General features: G+C 72.1%; 18 protein-coding genes. 4 read left to right on the plus strand and 14 right to left on the minus strand.

From position 1 onward, the window contains the following. Window positions 1-124: 124 nt before the first annotated feature. From WME97_RS17875 to WME97_RS17890, 4 genes are all read right to left on the minus strand, one after another. The gene (locus tag WME97_RS17875; protein WP_437553224.1) at window positions 125-808 is read right to left on the minus strand and encodes a potassium channel family protein; all 684 of its coding nucleotides are present in this window, start codon (window positions 806-808) and stop codon (window positions 125-127) included. A 126-nt stretch (window positions 809-934) separates the two neighbouring features. Next, the gene (locus WME97_RS17880; protein WP_437553226.1) at window positions 935-2,893 is read right to left on the minus strand and encodes a TrkH family potassium uptake protein; all 1,959 of its coding nucleotides are present in this window, start codon (window positions 2,891-2,893) and stop codon (window positions 935-937) included. A gap of 85 nt (window positions 2,894-2,978) precedes the next feature. Further along, window positions 2,979-4,001: a calcium/sodium antiporter gene (locus WME97_RS17885; protein WP_437553228.1), complete on the minus strand. Its 1,023-nt coding sequence runs from the start codon at window positions 3,999-4,001 to the stop codon at window positions 2,979-2,981. A gap of 54 nt (window positions 4,002-4,055) precedes the next feature. Continuing rightward, window positions 4,056-5,618, minus strand: a complete 1,563-nt coding sequence (locus tag WME97_RS17890) for a CotH kinase family protein (protein ID WP_437553230.1) — start codon at window positions 5,616-5,618, stop codon at window positions 4,056-4,058. 251 nt (window positions 5,619-5,869) lie between these two features. Here WME97_RS17890 and WME97_RS17895 point away from each other — a divergent pair, with 251 nt between their 5' ends. Beyond that, a complete protein-coding gene (locus tag WME97_RS17895; RefSeq protein ID WP_437553232.1) occupies window positions 5,870-7,153 on the plus strand; it encodes a hypothetical protein in 1,284 nt (427 codons plus the stop codon). Between the two features lie 19 nt (window positions 7,154-7,172). Here WME97_RS17895 and WME97_RS17900 read toward each other — a convergent pair whose 3' ends face one another. From WME97_RS17900 to WME97_RS17910, 3 genes are all read right to left on the minus strand, one after another. Then, window positions 7,173-7,325 carry a hypothetical protein gene (locus WME97_RS17900; RefSeq protein WP_437553234.1) on the minus strand — a complete coding sequence of 51 codons (153 nt, stop codon included), beginning with the start codon at window positions 7,323-7,325 and terminating at the stop codon, window positions 7,173-7,175. Between the two features lie 131 nt (window positions 7,326-7,456). Continuing rightward, window positions 7,457-8,830, minus strand: a complete 1,374-nt coding sequence (locus tag WME97_RS17905; RefSeq protein WP_437553236.1) for a sigma-54-dependent transcriptional regulator — start codon at window positions 8,828-8,830, stop codon at window positions 7,457-7,459. After that, window positions 8,827-10,335: an ATP-binding protein gene (locus WME97_RS17910; RefSeq protein ID WP_437553238.1), complete on the minus strand. Its 1,509-nt coding sequence runs from the start codon at window positions 10,333-10,335 to the stop codon at window positions 8,827-8,829. The genes WME97_RS17905 and WME97_RS17910 overlap by 4 nt, the downstream gene beginning before the upstream one ends. A gap of 542 nt (window positions 10,336-10,877) precedes the next feature. On the opposite strand from WME97_RS17910, the gene gspC reads away from it, so the two are divergent. The 3 genes from gspC to WME97_RS17925 are packed head-to-tail and all read left to right on the plus strand — an operon-like array spanning window position 10,878 to window position 12,450. After that, on the plus strand, window positions 10,878-11,828 hold the full coding sequence (gspC, locus tag WME97_RS17915; RefSeq protein WP_437553240.1) for a type II secretion system protein GspC: 951 nt from the start codon (window positions 10,878-10,880) through the stop codon (window positions 11,826-11,828). A gap of 50 nt (window positions 11,829-11,878) precedes the next feature. Continuing rightward, a complete protein-coding gene (locus WME97_RS17920; RefSeq protein ID WP_437553241.1) occupies window positions 11,879-12,040 on the plus strand; it encodes a hypothetical protein in 162 nt (53 codons plus the stop codon). Continuing rightward, window positions 12,037-12,450: a hypothetical protein gene (locus WME97_RS17925; RefSeq protein ID WP_437553243.1), complete on the plus strand. Its 414-nt coding sequence runs from the start codon at window positions 12,037-12,039 to the stop codon at window positions 12,448-12,450. The genes WME97_RS17920 and WME97_RS17925 overlap by 4 nt, the downstream gene beginning before the upstream one ends. Before the next feature lie 221 nt (window positions 12,451-12,671). On the opposite strand, the gene mnhG is transcribed toward WME97_RS17925, so the two are convergent. From mnhG to mbhE, 7 genes are read right to left on the minus strand one after another with little or no spacing between them, the layout of a single operon-like run. Then, entirely contained in the window at window positions 12,672-13,052 is a 381-nt protein-coding gene (mnhG, locus tag WME97_RS17930; RefSeq protein ID WP_437553245.1) for a monovalent cation/H(+) antiporter subunit G, read from the minus strand. Continuing rightward, complete coding sequence (locus tag WME97_RS17935) at window positions 13,042-13,323, minus strand: monovalent cation/H+ antiporter complex subunit F (protein WP_437553247.1); 282 nt, start codon at window positions 13,321-13,323, stop codon at window positions 13,042-13,044. The genes mnhG and WME97_RS17935 overlap by 11 nt, the downstream gene beginning before the upstream one ends. Before the next feature lies 1 nt (window position 13,324). Beyond that, window positions 13,325-13,822 (minus strand): Na+/H+ antiporter subunit E, encoded by a 498-nt coding sequence (locus WME97_RS17940; protein ID WP_437553249.1) that lies wholly within the window; start codon window positions 13,820-13,822, stop codon window positions 13,325-13,327. A gap of 4 nt (window positions 13,823-13,826) precedes the next feature. Beyond that, a complete protein-coding gene (locus tag WME97_RS17945; RefSeq protein ID WP_437553250.1) occupies window positions 13,827-15,317 on the minus strand; it encodes a proton-conducting transporter transmembrane domain-containing protein in 1,491 nt (496 codons plus the stop codon). Beyond that, the gene (locus tag WME97_RS17950) at window positions 15,314-15,664 is read right to left on the minus strand and encodes a sodium:proton antiporter (protein ID WP_437553251.1); all 351 of its coding nucleotides are present in this window, start codon (window positions 15,662-15,664) and stop codon (window positions 15,314-15,316) included. The genes WME97_RS17945 and WME97_RS17950 overlap by 4 nt, the downstream gene beginning before the upstream one ends. Continuing rightward, window positions 15,661-16,083 (minus strand): MnhB domain-containing protein, encoded by a 423-nt coding sequence (locus WME97_RS17955; protein WP_437553253.1) that lies wholly within the window; start codon window positions 16,081-16,083, stop codon window positions 15,661-15,663. Before WME97_RS17955 ends, WME97_RS17950 begins: the two co-directional genes overlap by 4 nt. Then, a complete protein-coding gene (gene mbhE / locus WME97_RS17960; RefSeq protein WP_437553255.1) occupies window positions 16,065-18,383 on the minus strand; it encodes a hydrogen gas-evolving membrane-bound hydrogenase subunit E in 2,319 nt (772 codons plus the stop codon). Before mbhE ends, WME97_RS17955 begins: the two co-directional genes overlap by 19 nt. Between the last annotated feature and the right edge of the window lie 2 nt (window positions 18,384-18,385).

An 18,385-nucleotide genomic window follows, 5' to 3' on the forward strand; every position in this document is an offset into this window, starting at 1 on the left:
TGAAAGAACGCATGTGCCTGGCGCTCTCGCACATCGAGGACGAGGGGAAAAGCGGGAATGGGTGGCCAGGATTGTGCTCGGGTGGCCTCGTTCGGGGCGCCTCGGCGCGGGACACGGAGGCCGATCAGCCCCCGACCTCGGCCACGAACCGGCTCACGTCGTCGGCGTCGCCCACGAGCAGCAGCGTGTCTCCATCCCGGATCACGTAGTCCGGCGTGGGCGCCTCGAGCCGCGGCTTGTCGCCGGGCAGCTTGCTCGTGTGCGGCCGCACGCCGAGCACGTTGATCCGGTACCGCTGGCGGATCTTCGAGCCGGCGAGCGTCTGCCCGACGAGCGGCCCGTGCGCGTTCCAGGGCACAACGCGGTAGTGGCTGGCCAGATCGAGCAGATCCTGGGCGAGCGGCATCGTGATGTCGGCGCCGATGCGGCGGCCCATCTCGGTCTCGAGCTGGATCACCCGGGCCGCGCCCACGGCGCGCAGGATGTCGGCCTGGCGATCGGTGGCGGCGCGGGCGATCACCTCGCGTACCCGCATCCGGACCAGGGAGGCCACGCAGAGCACCGACGGCTCGAAGTGCTCGCCGAACGTCACGATCGCGGTGTCCACGTACTGTGCGCCGATGCCCTCGAGCACCTTGTGCACCGTCGCGTCGCCGACGAAGGCGGCGGATGTCTTGTCCTTCACCGCGTCGACCGCCTCGGGGTTGTTGTCGATCGCGATCACCTCCGCGCCGTTCTTCCAGAGGGTCTCGACGATCGACGTGCCGAACCGGCCGAGCCCGATGACAAGGACGCTCTTCGATCTCATGGTCCCGCGGCGCGCGCCGCCGCCTGGCGGCGCGGCGCCGCGAACGTCTCACGGATCCGCGGCAAGCGCCACTGATCCGCGGACCGGGCGGCGGCGCCGGGGCCGGGCCGCCGGCCGGCCGCGCGCTCAGCCGATGCCGACGCGCTCCTCGGGCAGCCGGTAGCTCCGCGCCCTCGCCTGGTTGGCGAGCGCCAGGGCCATGGTCAGCGGCCCGATGCGGCCGATGAACATCGCGAGCGTGACGACCACCTTGCCCGGCGCGCTCAGCGACGGCGTGACGTTCGCCGACAGCCCGGCCGTGGCGAACGCGCTGACCGCCTCCATCGCGAGGCCCATCGGGTCGTGCGGCTCCAGGGCGAGCAGGATCAGCACGAACGCCGAGACGAGCACCATGCTGAGGAACGCGACCCCGAGGGCGCGGCGCACGGTGGCCGCGGGGAGCGTCCGCCCGAGCAGGTGCGGCGCCTCGTCGCCGCGCAGCTCGGCGCGCAGCGCCGCGAACAGCGCCGCGACGGTCGTGACCTTGACCCCGCCCGAGGTCGAGCCCGGCGCGCCGCCGATGAACATCATCATGGAGGTGAGCATCAGCGCCGCCGGGCCCATGAGGCCGAAGTCGACCGTGCTCAGGCCCGCCGAGCGCGTCATCGCCGACTGGAAGAAGCTCGCCATCACCTTGACGGGCCACGACAGGCCGGCCATCGACCGGCGCCACTCGAGCAGCAGGAAGCCCGCCGCGCCGGCCACGAACAGCACCGCGGTCGTGAGCAGCACGACCCGGCTGTGCAGCGACATCCGCGGCGGCCGCTCGCCGCGGAGCCGCAGCCGGAGCCGGCGCACGAGCTCGTCGTGGACCGGGAAGCCCAGGCTGCCGAAGATCACGAGCCCCCCCAGCACGGCGGAGACCGCGGGCGAGCCGACCAGCGGGACCAGCCCGCCGCCGAACAGCGAGAAGCCCGCGTTGCAGTACGCGCTGATCGCGTGGAAGACGGCCGCCCAGAGGTGATCGCCGGCGCCGGACAGGGGCTCGCCGGGCACGGGCCCGGAGGCGATCTGGGGGTACGGCAGGAAGCTGAACAGGAGCGCGATCGCCCCCACGAGCTCGACGCCGAGCGTGAACAGGACGATCGCAGCCACGTTGCGGCGGAGGCGGGCGAACGACTCGGCGTCGATGAGCTCGGCCATCACGGCGGCGTCGCGCAGCCTGAGCCGCCTGCCGGCGAGGATGGCGAAGAACGTCGACAGCACCATGATCCCGAGCCCGCCGATCTGGACCAGCAGGATCAGGACCGCCTGGCCGAACGGCGTGTACGTCTCGGCGATGCCGTGGACGGCGAGCCCGGTCACGCACACAGCGCTCGCGGACATGAACAGGCCGTCGACGAACGAGGCGTCCTCGATGTTCCGGAGCGACTGCGGCAGCGTGAGCAGGAAGCTGCCGATCAGCGTGGCGATCCCGAACGACACGGCCATGAGCCGCGCCGGCTGCTCCGCGGCGGTGGCCAGGAGCCGCTCGAGCGGCCGGCGCCCGAGCAGGCCGCCGAGGGCCAGGGAGAACGCGAGCACGGTGTACGAGCGGTAGAGCACGACGCCGCGATGCCCCGTGTCGCCGGCCGGCTGCCAGACGAGGAGCCACTTCTCGCCGATGCACGCGAGCAGCAGGCCGAGCGCCAGCAGGAACAGCGCGAGCCGAGGCCGGCTGGCCTCGGCCTGCGCGCCGGTGAGCGTCCGGTGCGCGCGCTCCAGCGAGACGACGGCCGCGACCCAGGCGGGCACGAGCAGCGTCTCCAGAGCGGTCAGCGCCATCGAGACGCGCGGGCCGATCGCGAACGCAAGGTCGAGCCCCAGGAGGACAGCGCTGCCGGCCAGGAGCGAGGCCGGTCGCATCCACGCGGCGCGCGGCCGGGGCGCGACGGCGGCCGCGGCGGCGGCCGCGCCGGCGGCCGCGGAGGGCGGCGGCACGGACGGCGCGCCCGGCGAGGCGACCGTCAGCGCGGGCTCCGCGCGATGGCCGCGGCCGCCGGGCTGGGCCGCGCGCGGCGCTCCCGACCAGGACGAGGGGGGAGGTGATGGATCCACGCGCAGCATTCACGCCGCCATGTCGGGCGGTGTCAACGTCCGCTCCGGCCGCGCGACGAGCGGCCAGCGGCCCCGCGCCGGGCGGGCGCGCCGATCAGGCGGCGAGGATCAGCGCCGCGAGGAAGGCCGCGTACATCGCCAGCAGCGCGGCGCCCTCCGCGCGGCGGAGGACCCGCTCGGTCCGCATCGCGATCGCCGCGAACACCGTCACCCCGCCGAGGGCGGCGAGATCGACGGCCATGCCGGCTGGAGAGCCCGCGAGCGGCCGCGCCAGGGCGGCGGCGCCGAGGATGATCAGCACGTTGAAGATGTTCGAGCCGACCACGTTGCCGACAGCGATGTCCGAGTGCCCGCGCGCGGCCGCGATCATGCTGGTCGCCAGCTCCGGGAGCGAGGTGCCCACCGCGACGATGGTCAGCCCGACCAGCCGCTCGCTCATGCCCACGCCGAGCGCCACGCCCACGGCGCCGCTCACGAACACCTTGCCGCCGAAGATCAGGAGGCCGAGGCCCACCGCCGTGATCAGCGCGAGGCGCCGCTTGCCGCGGCCCCCGGGGGCGCCGGCCCGCTCGGCGTCGATCTCCATCTCGCGGGCGGCCGCGAACGCGCCGCGCTCGTCCGGGGACGGCGGCGACGGGCGCGCCACGGCCGCGGCGCCTCCCTGCGCGCCCCTGCGGGCGCTCTGGATGACCCACGCCGTGTACCCGACCGACGCCGCGCACAGGAGCGCTCCCTCGAGGCGGCTTATCACGCCGTCGAGGAGCAGGAGCGGCACCACGGCCGCCGTGCCCACGAGCACCGGGATCTCGCGCCATATCAGGCCGCCCTCCACGCGGGGCGGGCAGATGAGCGCGGTCAACCCCAGGATGAGGCCGAGGTTGGCGACGTTCGAGCCGACCGCGTTGCCGAGCGCGATGGCGCCCCGATCCTCGAGCACGGCCGCGAGGCTCACGGTCAGCTCCGGGGCCGAGGTGCCATAAGCGACCACGGTGAGCCCGACGACGAGCGGCCGCAGCCCGAACGCCAGCGCCAGGCCAGACGAGCCTTTGACCAGCCACTCGGCGCCGAGATAGAGGAAGAGCCCGCCCAGGAGGAGCTGCGTGGCGTGGAGGAGCACGGGGACGCATTATCATCCGGCGCCGCCGCGGCCCAGCGGCTCGTCTCGGGCTGATCAGTAGAGCGCGTCCTGGTGCTGCCACCGCTCCGAGATCCACGCCTTCACGTACGCGATCTCCTCCTCGTACGTCGTGAAGTCGCCGCGCCCGCTCCATTCCTCGTAGCTCCGGTAGGCCTCGCCCCACCTCGCCTCGTCCCGGCGCGCGCTCGCGTCGATGCGCGCCACGTAGCCGTCCACGATCGCCTGGATCTCGGCCTCGTCGAACGCGCCGCGCAGGACCTCGCCATAGCGGGCGCGCAGCGGATCGCCGATCGAGGGCTCCTCCAGGAGGCGCTGGAAGAGGAGGTTCACGCCGAGGTACTCGACGCGATCGGAGGCCGGCTGGCGCTCCGTCTGCCACGCCTGGCCGAAGCTCGCGTTGAAGTCCCACGGCGCGAAGCGGAACACGGTGCCTGCGACCGGATCGCGGTAGTGGTAGCTGTTCTTTCCGGCCGAGTCGTCGGCCATGATGAACGTGACGAAGATCCACCAGTCCTCGTAATCGCGCAGGTCGATCCGTGACCCGATCTCGGCGGCGAACGCGGCGTTGTCGGATGTGGCGACGAAGCTCACGAGGTCCTCCAGGTCCGCGAACGCCTCCGGCTCGCCCTCCGGCGGCGTCCCCTCTTTCTTCTCGAAGCCGTCGTGCAGCGTCTCCTTCGGCTCGTCGTCGTGCGCGGTCAGCGCGAAGTTCGCGTCGTGGCTGACCGCCTTGTAGAGGTTGCCATCCTGCGAGTACCCGTGGTCCTCCATGAGGTAGCCGTTGACGTGATCGGCCACGGTGTAGAGCCCCGCGTACTGCCCGTCGAGGTACACGACGGCGCTGTACGTCTTGATCTGGATGTGCTCCGGATCGAGTCGGTTCCAGAGGTCGTACGCAAGGCGCTGCCGGACATAGGAGTTGTCGTCGAACGTCGTGATGAGCACGACCTTGCGGCGATCGGTGAACCCGCCGGCCTCGTCGGGCTCGTTGAACTTGTCTTCCTTGGGGAACTTGAGGGTGAAGCTGTTCTTTGGATACCCGAGCGAGCTCTCGCCGCGGAGCTCCGCCTCGGCGGTGTACGTGTGGCCGCGGTAGACCACCGTGGCCGGCGCGTACTCCTTCGCCTCGGGGGTCGGCGAGAGGAAGAGCACCGGCAGGCCGTACTCCTCGGGATAGCGGGCCGGATCGACGACAGGCACGTTCGCCGGATCGGCAAAGGCGTCGGCGACGCCGATCTTCACGCGCCCGACCTCGGACGTCTGCGCGACGCGGATCTCGATCTCGTAGACGGCGGCCTGATCGAGCCCGGGTGAGAACGTCACCTCGCGCGCGACCGGGTCGTAGGTGGCGCCGTCGGGGAGGGGGCCGACCTCGATCGCGCCGTCGGGGAGCGCGAGTCCGGTCGCGCACGTCACGGGGAACGTCACGGTCTCGCCCTCGAGGAGCCAGTGCGGCCCGCCGCCCGACGGCTCGCAGCGTGACCCATCGGGGCCCGACGACCCTTCAGCGGGCGTCTCGCCGGAGCAGCCGGCACCTTGCAAGGATCCCAGGACCAGGGCCGTCGCCAGCGGCAGGAGAAGGCGGGGGGTGCGCATGCTGGCGATCCTAGCCGAGCGCGCGCGGCTCGGCCCCCCCGTGGCGGATGTGCGCTGGCATCCTCACGCGCGCCGACACGCGCCCATCCGTTCTCACGGCGACGCCGCTCGAGGACCGCCGCCGTCCTCGTCGAGCTCGGCCCTTGACACACCGCTGACTGACTATTAAACAATCGTTTGAAACGGTCGATTGACGGGAGATCTCGCGGAGATGCGGCTCCTGAGCCGGCCGTGACGACAGGAGGCCTGGGATGACGAGGGTCGAAGCTGTGCGCAGGGCGCGGAGCGCGGTGGTGTTCGTGCTCGGGGCGGTGGGGATGACGGGGTGTGGGGGCGACGGGGAGGGGCCCGCGGCGCCGGGGCCGGAGGTGACGTGGTACCGGGACATCCAGCCGCTCGTGGAGCGCTCGTGCGCCTCCTGCCATGACGGCGCGGGCGTCGGCGGTGTGGCGCTGACGGACGCGGCGACGGCGCAGCGGCTGGCCGCGCTCATGTCACTGCGGGTGAGCGCGGGGGACATGCCGCCGCCGGTGCTGGACCCGAGCTGCCGCAGCTACGAAGGCGCGGAGAGGATGAGCCTCAGCCAAGAGGAGCGCCTCCTCTTCGAGGCATGGGCGCGCGACGGCGCCCCGCTCGGCGATCCTGTCGATTCGCCGCCGCCGCGGGGCCGGGCGGACAGCATCGAGGTGCCCGACGCCACGCTCGAGATGCCCGAGGAGCACGAGGTCTCCCTCGACGACGACGGCAACGAGTACTTCTGCACGATCATCGACAACCCCTTCTCCGAGCCGGCCTGGATCACGGCGTTCGAGGCGGAGGTCGGCAATCCGGCCGTTGTGCACCACATGGCCGTGTACCGGGATCTCGGGGGCGACGCGGGCATCGGTTATGGCGTCGCGCCGGGGACGCGCGCATTCCCGTGCCGCGATCCGGTCATCGAGCTCGACTGGCAGCTGCTCCACAGCTGGGCGCCCGGCGTCGGGGTGACGCGGCTGCCGGAGGGCGCCGGGGTCCGCGTCGAGCCCGGCGAGCAGCTCGTGATGCAGATGCACTATTTCGGGCGCAGGAACTCGGAGGCGCGCGATCGGTCCGGCTACCGCCTGGAGCTCTCGCGCGAGGCGCCTCGCGCCGAGGTCTACATGGATGTGTTCGGCCCGGTCCCCTTCACGATCCCCGCGGGCGCCGAGGCGCACACCGAGCAGAGCTCCGCGCCGAACGAGGGCCCGCCGCTGCTCGTGTACGGCGTCATGCCGCACATGCACGTGCTCGGCCGGTCTTACCGGGCCTGGATCGAGCGCGACGGCGGAGAGAGCGAGTGCGCCGCGCGCGGCGAGTTCGAGTTCCACCACCAGGCGCTCTACATGTTCGATGAGCCGATGCGCTGGGGGACAGGGGATCGCTTCGTCACCGAGTGCACATGGGACAACACGGTGGACAGCGAGGGGCAGTTCTCGCTCCCGCCAGTGGACGTGCCCTGGGGGGAAGGGACGAATCAGGAGATGTGCTTCGTGATCGCTTATCTGTCGAAGGAGTGAGCTCCGGCGGGACGCGCGCTTACAGGTCCATGATCTCGACGTGATCCGACTCGGATGCCCCCTCCGTGATGCGCAAGAGGCCATCGAGCAGGTGGCCGAAGACGTCGTCGAGGCTGTCGCCGCATGGCGCGCCGAGCAGCGGCACCGAGTCCCCCCAGTCCGTGACGAGCATCGTCTCGAGCTCCTCCGGCGGCGGCCAGCGCAGGCTGAGGACCGCGCGCGTCCGGCCGCTGATCGCCAGGTCGTCGATCTGGCCCGCTCGAGCGCCGCCAGTGGAGTGGACGCAGCGCTCCAGGGCGGCCCTCAGGGCTCCTGCTCGCCGTCGCTTCCCCCGCCGAACCAGCGCTGGAGCGTCCGCCGATCGACGCCGAGCAGGGCCGCCGCCCGCTGCTTCTTGCCGCCCACGCGCCGCAGGACGACCTGCGCGTACTCGCGCTGGAGCTCGTCGAGCGTCATCAGCCGATCCGCGGCGGCATCGAGGAAATCCGGCGCGCCTCGCCGCGCGCGCACGCCCTCGGGGAGGTCGTCCGGGGAGATCCGCGCGCCGTCGCAGAGCGCCGCCGCCCGCTCGATCGCGTTCTCCAGCTCGCGGACGTTGCCGGGCCAGTCGTACGCGAGCAGGCGCTTCACCGCCGCGCCCGAGAACCCGGCGATCGGCTTGCCCGCGTGCGCGGCCGCGCGGGCCAGGAAGTGCTCGGCGAGCGGCAGGATGTCGTCCGTGCGGTGCCTGAGCGACGGGATCGCGATCTCGATCACCGCGAGCCGGTAGAAGAGGTCCTCGCGGAAGCTGCGTTCGGCGACCGCCGCGCGCAGATCGCGGTTCGTCGCCGCGATGACGCGCACGTCGACCGGCTCCGACGACACCGCGCCGACCGGGCGGACCTCCCGCTCCTGGAGCGCCCGCAGCAGCTTCGCCTGGAGCGGGAGCGCGAGCTCGCCCACCTCGTCGAGGAACAACGTCCCGCCGTCGGCCTCCTGGAACATCCCGGGCCGGTCGCTGCGCGCGTCCGTGTACGCGCCCTTGCGCACCCCGAAGAGCTCCGCCTCGATGAGCGACTCCGGGATCGCCGCGCAGTTGACCGCCACGAACTTCCTCCCGCGACGCCGGCTCTCGCCGTGGAGCGCGCGCGCCACGAGCTCCTTGCCGCTCCCGCTCGGGCCGCTCACGAGGACCGTCGCGCGGCTGTCGGCCACGCGCCGCACGAGCGCGATCACCTCCTCGATCGCCCGGCTGCGCCCGACCATCCCGGCGATCGAGAACCGCTGCGCGACCTCCGAGCGGAGCTCGGTCAGCTCCACCGTCATCGCCCGCTGCCCGAGCGCCCGCTCCATCCGGAGCGCCATGTCCGCGGGCTGGAACGGCTTCGGCAGGTAGTCGAACGCGCCGGCGCGCATGGCGCGGACCGCGGTGTCGATCGAGCCGAACGCGGTCATGGCGATGATCGCCGTCCGGGGGTCGAAGCGCGCGATCCGCTCGATGAGCTCGATCCCGTCCATCCCGGGCATGCGCACGTCGGTCACGACGAGGTCGAACTCCCGCTCTTCGAGCAGCGGGAGCGCGAGCAGCGGCGCGGTCAGCGTCACCGGCTCGTGGCCCACGTCGCGGGCGATGTCGGCCACGAGCTTCACCATCTCGAGCTCGTCATCGACGATGAGCACCTTCGCGCGGGCGCTCACGGTCGAGCCTCCGCGCGCGCGGGCAGCGGCGCGGACACGCCGCGCGGCAGGGTGACGCGGAAGCAGGCGCCGCCGTGGTCCGTCGGGACGAGCTCGACCGAGCCGCCCGCCTCGCGCACGATCCCCTCGACGATCGCCAGGCCGAGGCCGGTGCCGCCGCGATCGCCCTTCGACGTGAAGAACGCCTCGAAGATATGCTCGGCGACCTCGGGAGGGATCCCGGGCCCGCGGTCCTCGACCTCGAGGGCCGCCTTGCGGGCGTCGACGGTCTGGAGCCGGACCGTGATCTCGCCCCCGCGAGGTTGCGCCTGCGCCGCGTTCAGGCACAGGTTGAACGCCACCTGGAACAGGTGGTCCGCGTCGAGCACCGCGTGCAGCGGCGCCCCGTCGTGCTCGAGTCGGGTCGCGATCGCGCGCTGCCGGCACTCCGGCCCGAGGAACGCGAGCACCTCGCGCGCGACCTGGGCCACGTCGCTCCCCCGGCCGAGGAGCCTCGGCGGCCGGGCGACCGAGAGCAGCCGCGCCACCACGCGGGAGATGCGCTCGGATTGCGTCGCGATCGTCTCCAGCTCGCCGCGGGCCGGCTCGGGCCACCCGGGCTGGTCGGCGAGGCGGCGGGCGCGCGCCAGGATGACGCTGAGCGGGGAGCCGATCTCGTGGCCGATGGAGGCGACCACCTGCCCGACGGCCGACAGGGCGTGCGCCTGCTGCAGCTTCCGCTCGACCGCGGCGCGGGCGGCCTGCTCCTGCTCCAGGCGGGCGCGCGCCTCGGTGAGCGAGGCCGTCATCGCGTTGAACGCCCGCGCGAGCCGCCGGAGCTCCTCGGCGCCCGCCTCGGGCACCGTCACCTCGAGCTCCCCGCGCGCCACCCGCTCGACGCCCGCCACGATCGCGCCGGCCGGGCGCCCGACCGTCGCCCGGCTCGCGAACGCGGCGATCACCGCCACGGCGGCGAGCAGCCCGGCCCCGGCGAGCGCCAGGCCCCGGTTCGAGCTCCGCGCGAAGGCGTCGAGGTAGCGGAGCTCCCGGACGACGACGGCGACGACCGACAGACCCCGCTGCGAGAACGTGACCGTGCGGACGAGCGCCGGCCCTCCGCCGAGCGTCTGCTCCTCCTCGATCTCCGCGCCCGTCGCGAGCGCCCTGCGCGCGAGCGCCGCGAGCTCGGCCGACTCGCCGGCGATGGGATCCGTCACGAGGATCGGGCCCCCGCGCTCGTCGAACGCCGCGATCCCGAGGATGCGCTCGGCCTGCGCGAGCCGCTCGATGCGCTGCTTGAGCAGCTCGACCTGGCCGCGCTCGACGGCCCCGCCGATCGCCGCCTCGACCAGGCTCGCGTGGTGGCGCAGCTCGGCCGACGCCTGCCTGCGGAGGAACTGATGCCGCGTCGTGTGGATCGCCGCCCCGTAGAGCGCAACGGCCAGGACGATCGGCACGAGGAGCACTAGCCAGAGCTGGAGCGTCAGCCCCATCGCGCTCCGTCCCTCGTGGCTTTGCGCGTTCATGCGATCCATTGTCCCAGATGCGACACGATGTCGCATCTCAGCGGGCCTCGCAGGTTCCCTCGCGGCAGAGCTGGTCGGACCGGCAGTCGCGCGTATCCCGGCACCGGGGCGCGCATCGACCCCCGATGCACCGGTCCTCCGCGCTGCATAGCGAGCTCGAGACGCACTCGACGCCGCGGGAGTTGATGCAGTACGCGAGTCCCCCGTCGGGGCGCTGACACTCGCTGTCGTCGGCGCAGGCCACGCCGCGCGGCTCCGGAGCGCAGCCCGCCGCCGCAGAACCGGCCATGGCGGCAAGCGCGGCGAGCAGGGGGAGCGGAGCGGCGTCCGTCCTTTTCTTCATGCATCGGCGGGCAGCAACTCCCGAGCCACCTGGGCACGGATGCTGCTCCAGCGTGGGCACGCTGCTCTCGGGCGCGAGGGCCCCGGCGCGCGACGGCCGCCCGAAGCGGCTTCCGCGCTCCGTCAAGGTGCGCTGGCGACGATTGCTGGCGGGCTGCGAGGCGCACCGACGCTCGCGTGCACGCTCGCTCTGGAAGGCGATGGTGATTCCGGAACTCCTCATCAAGCGAACTTTCCCGGTGATCCTCGGCGGGATGATCATGACGGCTGCGTACCAGCAGGCCTCCGGGATCTCGTACCTGGTGGAAGAAGCGTGGCTGTCCGGGCTGCCGCCGGCGCGGCCGCAGCCGCGGTCGCAGCCGCGGCCTCTCCTGGACGACGGCGATCACACGACCAGCGCGGCAGCCATCCTGGCGCGGAACCCATTCGACTCGGTGACAGGGCCCCTCACGCCGAAGCCTGCCAGCCAGGAGGAGGACGACGACGAGGCGTCCGCCGTGGGCGGCGATCCTCTGCTGGATCCGATCTGCGAGGGCGCGCGCGTCCTCTTGATCGCCGCGTCGGAGGATCCCTCTTGGTCCTTCGCCACGATCGCGGCCGGGCGAGGGGAGCCGCTCCTGCGCCGGGAGGGTGACGCGGTCGAGGGCCGCTCCGTCGTCGCGATCGGCTGGGATCGCGTCTGGCTCGCCGAGCCGGGGGCGCGGTGTCAGGTCCGCATCGGCGACAACCGGGGCGCGCCGCGCGCGGCGCCCGCGCCGCCGCCCGCGGCGCAGCGGCCGAAGCGCGGCGCGCTCCCGCCGGAGATCGCGTCGAAGATCCGGAAGGTGAGCGACCGCGAGTTCGTGGTCGACCGGACGGCGATCGAGCTGGTCCTGGAGAAGCAGGGGGAGCTCATGCGCTCCGCGCGGATCGTGCCTGCGCGGGAGGGGGAGCGCGTGGTCGGCGTCCGCCTCGCCCGCGTCGCGCCCGACTCGCTGCTGACCGCGGTCGGCCTGCGCAGGGGGGACACGATCCGCTCGATCAACGGCTTCGACATGACCGACCCGCAGAGCGCGCTTCAAGCCTACGCCCGCCTGCGCTCGGCGAACAACCTCGCGATTTCCCTCCAGCGGGGGGGAAAGGACATGACGATCGATCTCCGGATCCAGTGAGGCGCGGCTCACGCACTGCGCGGCGTGCCATCGATGAACAGGAGATCTCCGTGAAGACAGAGGACGCGGCAAAACGGTGGCTGGAGGCGCTCGGCCCGGCGGGCGAGCGCGCGTCCTTCAGGCTGCTCGCGCCGATTATCGAGCGCCCGCGCCCGGCCGAGCGGCGCGAGCCACTCCTCGACGGCCGAGCGGGCGTTAAGCTTCCTCCATGAAGCTCGGCGCACGGCTCACCACGCACGCATTCTCGGCCGGCGCCGCCGGGATCAGCTTCATCGTCCAGCCGCTCCCGGGTTCGGACCAGCTGTTCGTCATTCCAATCCAGTACCTGCTCACGGCGTCGCTCGCGAAGGAGCGAGGCGCGTCCCTCTCGAAGGCCGCGTGGTCCCAGGCCCACCAGATCATCTGGGGCGGCGGGGCCCTTCGGCTCGTGCTCACCATGACCCTGGGGCTGATCCCCCTGGCCGGCGCGGTGACGAACGCGATCACGGCGTTCGTTACAACCGAGTACCTCGGGCACTACGTGGATAGGGCCCTCGACAACCCGGACAAGCCGCCTCCTGCCCTGTCGATCCAGGATATCCTGAACTCCATCACGTCCCTCTTCACCACGCGAGCGCGGTAGGCAAGCGTCCTGGGTGGCCTTCTCACCCTGAAGAACGACATCGGCCTCCTGTCCGAGGAGTACCATCCGCGTGAAAAGAGGGCGCGCTCCCCCTGGCCGCCGACCTGATCGCCTCGCTGCCGACCAGACCGAGGAGACCGACGGCGATCGCTCCCGCCAGCGCGAGGGGCGCGATACCGACGGGGGCGCGCCTTGACCAGCGTCTTCCGGTCGGCGTTGGCTCACCCGTCCTCCTTTCCTTTCACCTCCTCCTCACGCTCGGGTTCGCTGCGCAGGCGCTGCACGGAAGGCCCGTACTCGTCGACCCGCGTGCCGGGGGCCCGCACGCCCCTCCGGTACGCCGCTCGCGCGAGGATGTGCGCGCCCACGGGCGCGGTCACGCCCACGAAGAGCAGCGCCAGCGCCGCCTTGGTCACGCTCGAGAGCTCCCTGAAGTGCAGCGCGAGCGCGGCGAGCAGGAACGCGAGCCCCAGCGTCGCGGCCTTGGTCGGTGCGTGAATGCGCGCATAGAAGTCCGGTAGGCGCAGGACGCCGAGCGACGCCACGAACATGAAGAACGTCCCCGCCACGGCGGCGGCGATCTCGAGCGCGCTAGCGAGCAAGGGAGCCCTCCAGGTAGGCGGCCAGCGAGATGGTGCCGATGAACCCGAACAGCGCTGTCACCAGCACCATGTCGATGAACGCGTCCGTGGCGAGCAGCATCGACGCCACGAGCGCCACGCCGACGACATTCATCAACAGGCAATCGAACGCGAGCAATCGATCGAAGTTCGTCGGCCCGCGCGCGACGCGGATCGTGCAGAGCCCGATGCCGACGCCGAGCACGAAGAGCGAGGCGAAGAGGACGGCGGACCGCGGATCGACGCTCCCCATGTCATTCCTCCAGCGATGGCGGCAGCCCGCGGCCTGCGGCGCGCTGGATCAGACGGACGAACCGGCGCAGCCGGTCGCGCAGCTCCGCGGGATCGCGCGCGTAGAGCGAGTGGACGTAGAGCGCCTGCTCCTCCAGGCCCACGTCGACCGTCAGCGTGCCCGGGGTCAGGGAGATGAGGCTGGCGAGGAGGATCGTCTGCACGGGGCTCAGGGCGCGTACATCGAGGCGGACGAACGCCGGATGGAACACGGGCCGCGGGCGGAGGATGTCGCGCGCGAGCGTGAGGTTCGAGAGGACGAGCTCCTGGATGAAGCTCCAGGCCAGGGCGAGCACGCCCGCCGCAGCGCGCGCGTAGAAGCTCCTACCGAGCGCTCGCTCGGTGAGCGCAATCGCGCCGAAGCCGACGAGGAAGCCCACGACCAGGCGCCCCATTGAGAACTCCACCTGGAGCAGGACCCAGACGATCGCGAGGAGCAGGTTCAACGCGAGGCGGTTCATCGGCTCATCGTCGCTGCACGAGGACCGCGTCCACGTACGGCGTCACCTCCAGGAGCGTGGTTGCCGTCCGCTCGAGGTGCGCGAAGAGCGGCGCCGCCGCGAGGCCCAGGATCACGGTCAGCGCGCCGAGGCCGAGCGTCGCGCCCAGCATGCCCCGGTCGCCGCCGGCGCCACGCGTGCGCAGGCCGGTGGGCTCCCCCCAGAAGACAGCCGTCCATATCTTGAGCATCGACGCGAGCGTGAGGAGGCCGACGACGAGCGATACCGTGGTGGCGACGACGGCTCCGGCCCGGAAGCCAGCGACGACGAGGAGCAGCTTCCCCCAGAACCCGCTGAGCGGGGGCAGTCCGGCCAGCGACATGGCAGGGACGAAGAAGCTCGCGGCCACCCACGGGTGCGTGCGCGCGAGCCCGCGGGCGTGGCCGAGCGCCCCCGGCCCTGCGATGCCCTCCACGACCCCTCCTGCGAAGACGAGCGCTGTCTTCGCGACCATGTTGTGGAGCGTGTGGAACAGCCCCGCCGCCACCGCGATCGGGGTGAACAGCGCTAGCCCGAAGATCATGTAGCCGACCTGGCTGACGATGTGGAACGACAGGATGCCGCGCATCGTGCTTCGTCCGAGCGCCCCCACGACCCCGACGACCATCGTGACAGCGGCGATCACGAGGAGCGCCGAGCGGAGCCCGCCGGGCGCGGCGGCGCCCAGGAGCGGTACGGAGCGGAACAGCGTGTAGACGCCCACCTTGGTGAGGAGCCCGGCGAAGAGGCCGTTCACCACGGCCGATGCCTCCGGGTACGCGTCGGGCAGCCAGAAAAACACCGGCGCCAGGGCCGCCTTGACCATGAAGACGACGATCACCAGCGCCCCCGCGCCCCAGAAGGCGGACGGCAGGCCCCCCTCGCGGGTGCGCACCGCGAGCTCGGCCATGTTCACGGTGCCGGCCGTGCCGTAGACCGCGCCCACGCCGCCGAGGAGCACCGCGCTGGCGACGAGGTTGATCACCACGTACGCGAGCGCGTGCCGTTGCGCTGCCGCCCGGGTGCCGAGCGCGAGCAGCGCGAAGGACGAGAGGAGCATGAGCTCGAAGAAGACGAACAGATTGAAGAGATCGCCGGTCACGAGGGAGCCGTTGACCCCTGCCATCATGAGCTGCTGGAGCGGATAGAAGCACCGCCGCTCGCGCGCGCCGCGCAGCGATCCGGGCGCGTAGGCGAGCGCGGCCAGGGCGATGATCGACGCGAACAGCAGCATCAGGGCGGAGAGCGAGTCCGCCACCCACACGATGCCGACGTGCGGGCTCCAGCCCCCGATGGCGAGCACGAAGATCGCGCCGCGGGCCGTCCGGGCGGTGAGCAAGAGAGCGGTCGTGAAGAGGAGGGCGCCGCTGGCGAGCGACAGCCACCGTTCCAGCCGCGGCCTCCCGGAGAACAGCGCCAGGAGCACCGCGGTGAACAGGGGCAGCAGCACCGGCACCACCACGATCGCGGCGTTCATGCGTCGTCCCCCCCGGACGGCTCATCGCTCCCCTGCCTCCGGTGGATGTCGACGGCCATCGCGAGCAGGAAGGCGGCCATCCCGAAGCCGATCACGATCGCCGTGAGGATGAACGCCTGCGCGAGCGGATCGGCCGTGGGGCGGGCGAGGGCGGCGGCCGGATCTTCCTCCGGGATCAGCGGCGGCGCCGCGCCCGCGGGCATCCCCGAGGCGGTCAGCACGAAGAGGTTCACGCCGTTGGACAGCAGGAAAAAGCCGATCGCCACGAGCTGTACGTCGCGGGACAGCATGAGATACAGACCCGCAGCGAGGAGCGCCCCGGCGGCGATCGCGGCGGCTCCGATCACGGCGGCGCCTCCGCGGAGAAGGCGTCGAGCACCTTGATCGCCGCGCCGACCACCGTGAGATAGACCCCGACGTCGAAGAGCAGCGTCGTCGAGAGGCGGAGCGCGGGAGCCTCGTCGGCGCCGATCGGCACGTGGTAATGGGTCAAGAAGCCCTGGCTACGCGCGACGGCAGGCAGCCCCGACGCCGCGGCGACGAGCAGGCCGATCCACGGCATCCGGCGAGCGAGCGGGTTGAGCGCGGCCCGCACGGTGCCCGCCCCGAAGGCCAGGGCCGCCAGGACGAACGCGATGGTCGTGACGAGCCCGGCGATGAAGCCGCCGCCCGGCGCGTCGTGCCCGCGGAGCAGCAGGAAGAGCGCGAAGACGACGATCAACGGGAGCACCCCGGTGGCGACGTAGCTCAGGAAGGGCGATCGCATGACCCGGCCCCCCCATGCCTGGACGCCGGAGCCGGCTCGCGCCGCGGGCGCAGCGCCGCCACGCCCAAGGCGGCGACGGCGAGCACGGTGATCTCGCCGAGCGTATCGGCGCCCCGGAAATCCACGAGGATGACGTTGACGACGTTTCTCCCGTGCGCCTCGGGCAGCGACAGCGCGAGCTGATCCGCTCCGGCAGGGGCGCTCGGAGGATGGACACCGGTGCTCCAGGCGAGGGTCGCCGCGAGGACCGCCACGGTGCCGGCCACGGCGGCGTGCGCGACGCGCACCCCTCGAGGCCGCGCGTCGGGAGCGAGCCTGGGGAGCCTGCGAAAGACGAGCAGGAGCAGGATGAGAGAGACCGTCTCGACCAGGACCTGCGTGAGCACGAGGTCGGGCGCGCGGAAGAGAATGTAGAAGACCGCGACGCCGTACCCCGCGACCGCCATGGTCACGATCCTGGCGACACGGCTCGTCCCGAAGGGCGTCATCGCAGCGCCGGCGACGATCATGAGCGCCGGAAGGCAGGCGACCCCGAGATCGGGGCCCCAGGTCCCCGTGGCGCCGAGCCCGTCCCCCAGGGCGACGGCGGCGCACGACGCCGCAGCGGCGAAGAGGAGCATCACCGCCAGGTAACGTGGCAGTCCCCCGGCCTGTACGGCTCGACCGGCCCAGCCCGAGAGGCGGAGGACGACCCCGGAGATGCGGTCGGAGAGGATCTGTGTCTCCGGCTCGCTGGGGGGCTTCGCGTGCCGCCTCCAGAGGAGATAACCGCCCGCCCCCAGCGCGATCGTGATCAAGCTGAGGGCGAAGAGGGCGTCCACGTGGTGCCACACGGCCAGCCACCCCAGCCGCTCGGCTCCGGGCTCGAGCAGAGAACCCAGCCGCCCCGGAGCCACGCCGCCGATCACCTGCGGGGCGAGCAGGAGGAGGGGGACGACCAGCAGCCATGGCGAGAGCTGGTGCCTCGGATGGCCGCGATCCTCGGGCGGAATGTCGGGGCCCCAGAACGAGCCGACGAAGAGCTTGAGCGCATAGGCGACCGCGAGGACCCCGCCCACGACGGCCGCCACGACCGCGACCACGCCGGCCGGGGAGCGATCGGTGAGCAGCGCCTCGTAGAGGACCTCCTTGCTGATGAAGCCGAACACGAAGGGAAAGCCCGCCATGGCGGCGGCGCCGAACCCGATCAAGACCCCGGCGACCGGCTCGCGCCGGAACCAGTGCTCCCTCTTCAGCACCGAAAGATCGCGTGTCCCCGTCACCTTCTCCATCCAGCCGACGAGCAAGAACAGAGAGGACTTGTACAGCGCGTGGTTCGCGATATTGAGCAGCTCACCGCGCGTCCCTGTCCTCGCATAGAGGCCGTAGAGCGCGGTCAGCACGCCGAGGTACGCCACCGTGCTGTACGCGAGGAGCTTCTTCAGGTCCCAGGCCCGGACGGCGTCCCATCCGGCAACGACGAAGGTGGTGAGCCCCACCGTGACGAGAACAGGCTGCCAGACGGGGGACGCATGGAACACCGGGAACAGGCGGCCCATCAAGAAGACACCTCCCTTCACCATGGTGGCGGAGTGAAGATAGGCGCTGACGGGCGCGGGCGCGGCCATGGCGCCCGGGAGCCAGAAATGGAACGGGAACTGCGCCGATTTGCTGAACGCCCCCACGAGCAGGAGGAGGAGCGCGGTGACATGGGCCGGGTTCGCCACGATCTCGCCCGCGCGCGGGGCGAGCTCGGACAGGTTGTAGGTGCCGGCCAGCTGCCCGAGCAGCACCACGCCGGCGAGCATCGCGAGGCCCCCTGCGCCCGTGACCAGGAAGGCGCGGACCGCGCCGCTCCGTGCCTCCGGATCGGTGAAGTCCATCCCGATGAGGAGAGCGGACGTGATGGTGGTCAGCTCCCAGAAGACGTAGAGGAGCACGAGCGAGTCCGAGAGGACGACCCCGATCATGGCCCCCATGAACGCGAGGAGCGTCGCCCAGTAGGCGGGTTTGCCCTTCGGTCCCAGGTATGCGCGGCTGTACTGGACGACGCCGAGGCCCACGCCAGCGACGAGCAGCACGAAGAAGGCGCCGAGGCGGTCCAGGCGCAAATTCGCCGTGATCCCGACGGCGGGGAGCCACTCGACCGGGATCGTCGTCGATGCACCCCCGGACACCTCGGACCAGCGCGGAAGCATGATGAACAGCACGAGCACAGGGGGGAGGAGCGCGACGCGTCCAGCCCACCGCGGCGAGAGAAGCAGCACGAGCGCCGCGCCCAGGAAGGGAATAGCGATGGTCCATGCGAGGGTCGGTAACATGC

Source organism: Sorangium sp. So ce367 (genome assembly GCF_051520455.1).
Lineage (GTDB): Bacteria > Myxococcota_A > Polyangia > Polyangiales > Polyangiaceae > Sorangium > Sorangium cellulosum_B.

Bases quoted from the DNA above. Each gene is read 5' to 3' on its own strand.
- WME97_RS17875 (WP_437553224.1), bottom strand. From the start codon at position 808: ATGAGATCGAAGAGCGTCCTTGTCATCGGGCTCGGCCGGTTCGGCACG.
- WME97_RS17880 (WP_437553226.1), bottom strand. From the start codon at position 2,893: ATGCTGCGCGTGGATCCATCACCTCCCCCCTCGTCCTGGTCGGGAGCG.
- WME97_RS17890 (WP_437553230.1), bottom strand. From the start codon at position 5,618: ATGCGCACCCCCCGCCTTCTCCTGCCGCTGGCGACGGCCCTGGTCCTG.
- WME97_RS17895 (WP_437553232.1), top strand. From the start codon at position 5,870: ATGACGAGGGTCGAAGCTGTGCGCAGGGCGCGGAGCGCGGTGGTGTTC.
- WME97_RS17900 (WP_437553234.1), bottom strand. From the start codon at position 7,325: ATGCTCGTCACGGACTGGGGGGACTCGGTGCCGCTGCTCGGCGCGCCA.
- WME97_RS17910 (WP_437553238.1), bottom strand. From the start codon at position 10,335: ATGAACGCGCAAAGCCACGAGGGACGGAGCGCGATGGGGCTGACGCTC.
- gspC (WP_437553240.1), top strand. From the start codon at position 10,878: ATGGTGATTCCGGAACTCCTCATCAAGCGAACTTTCCCGGTGATCCTC.
- WME97_RS17925 (WP_437553243.1), top strand. From the start codon at position 12,037: ATGAAGCTCGGCGCACGGCTCACCACGCACGCATTCTCGGCCGGCGCC.
- WME97_RS17935 (WP_437553247.1), bottom strand. From the start codon at position 13,323: ATGGGGAGCGTCGATCCGCGGTCCGCCGTCCTCTTCGCCTCGCTCTTC.
- WME97_RS17940 (WP_437553249.1), bottom strand. From the start codon at position 13,822: ATGAACCGCCTCGCGTTGAACCTGCTCCTCGCGATCGTCTGGGTCCTG.
- WME97_RS17945 (WP_437553250.1), bottom strand. From the start codon at position 15,317: ATGAACGCCGCGATCGTGGTGGTGCCGGTGCTGCTGCCCCTGTTCACC.
- WME97_RS17955 (WP_437553253.1), bottom strand. From the start codon at position 16,083: ATGCGATCGCCCTTCCTGAGCTACGTCGCCACCGGGGTGCTCCCGTTG.
- mbhE (WP_437553255.1), bottom strand. From the start codon at position 18,383: ATGTTACCGACCCTCGCATGGACCATCGCTATTCCCTTCCTGGGCGCG.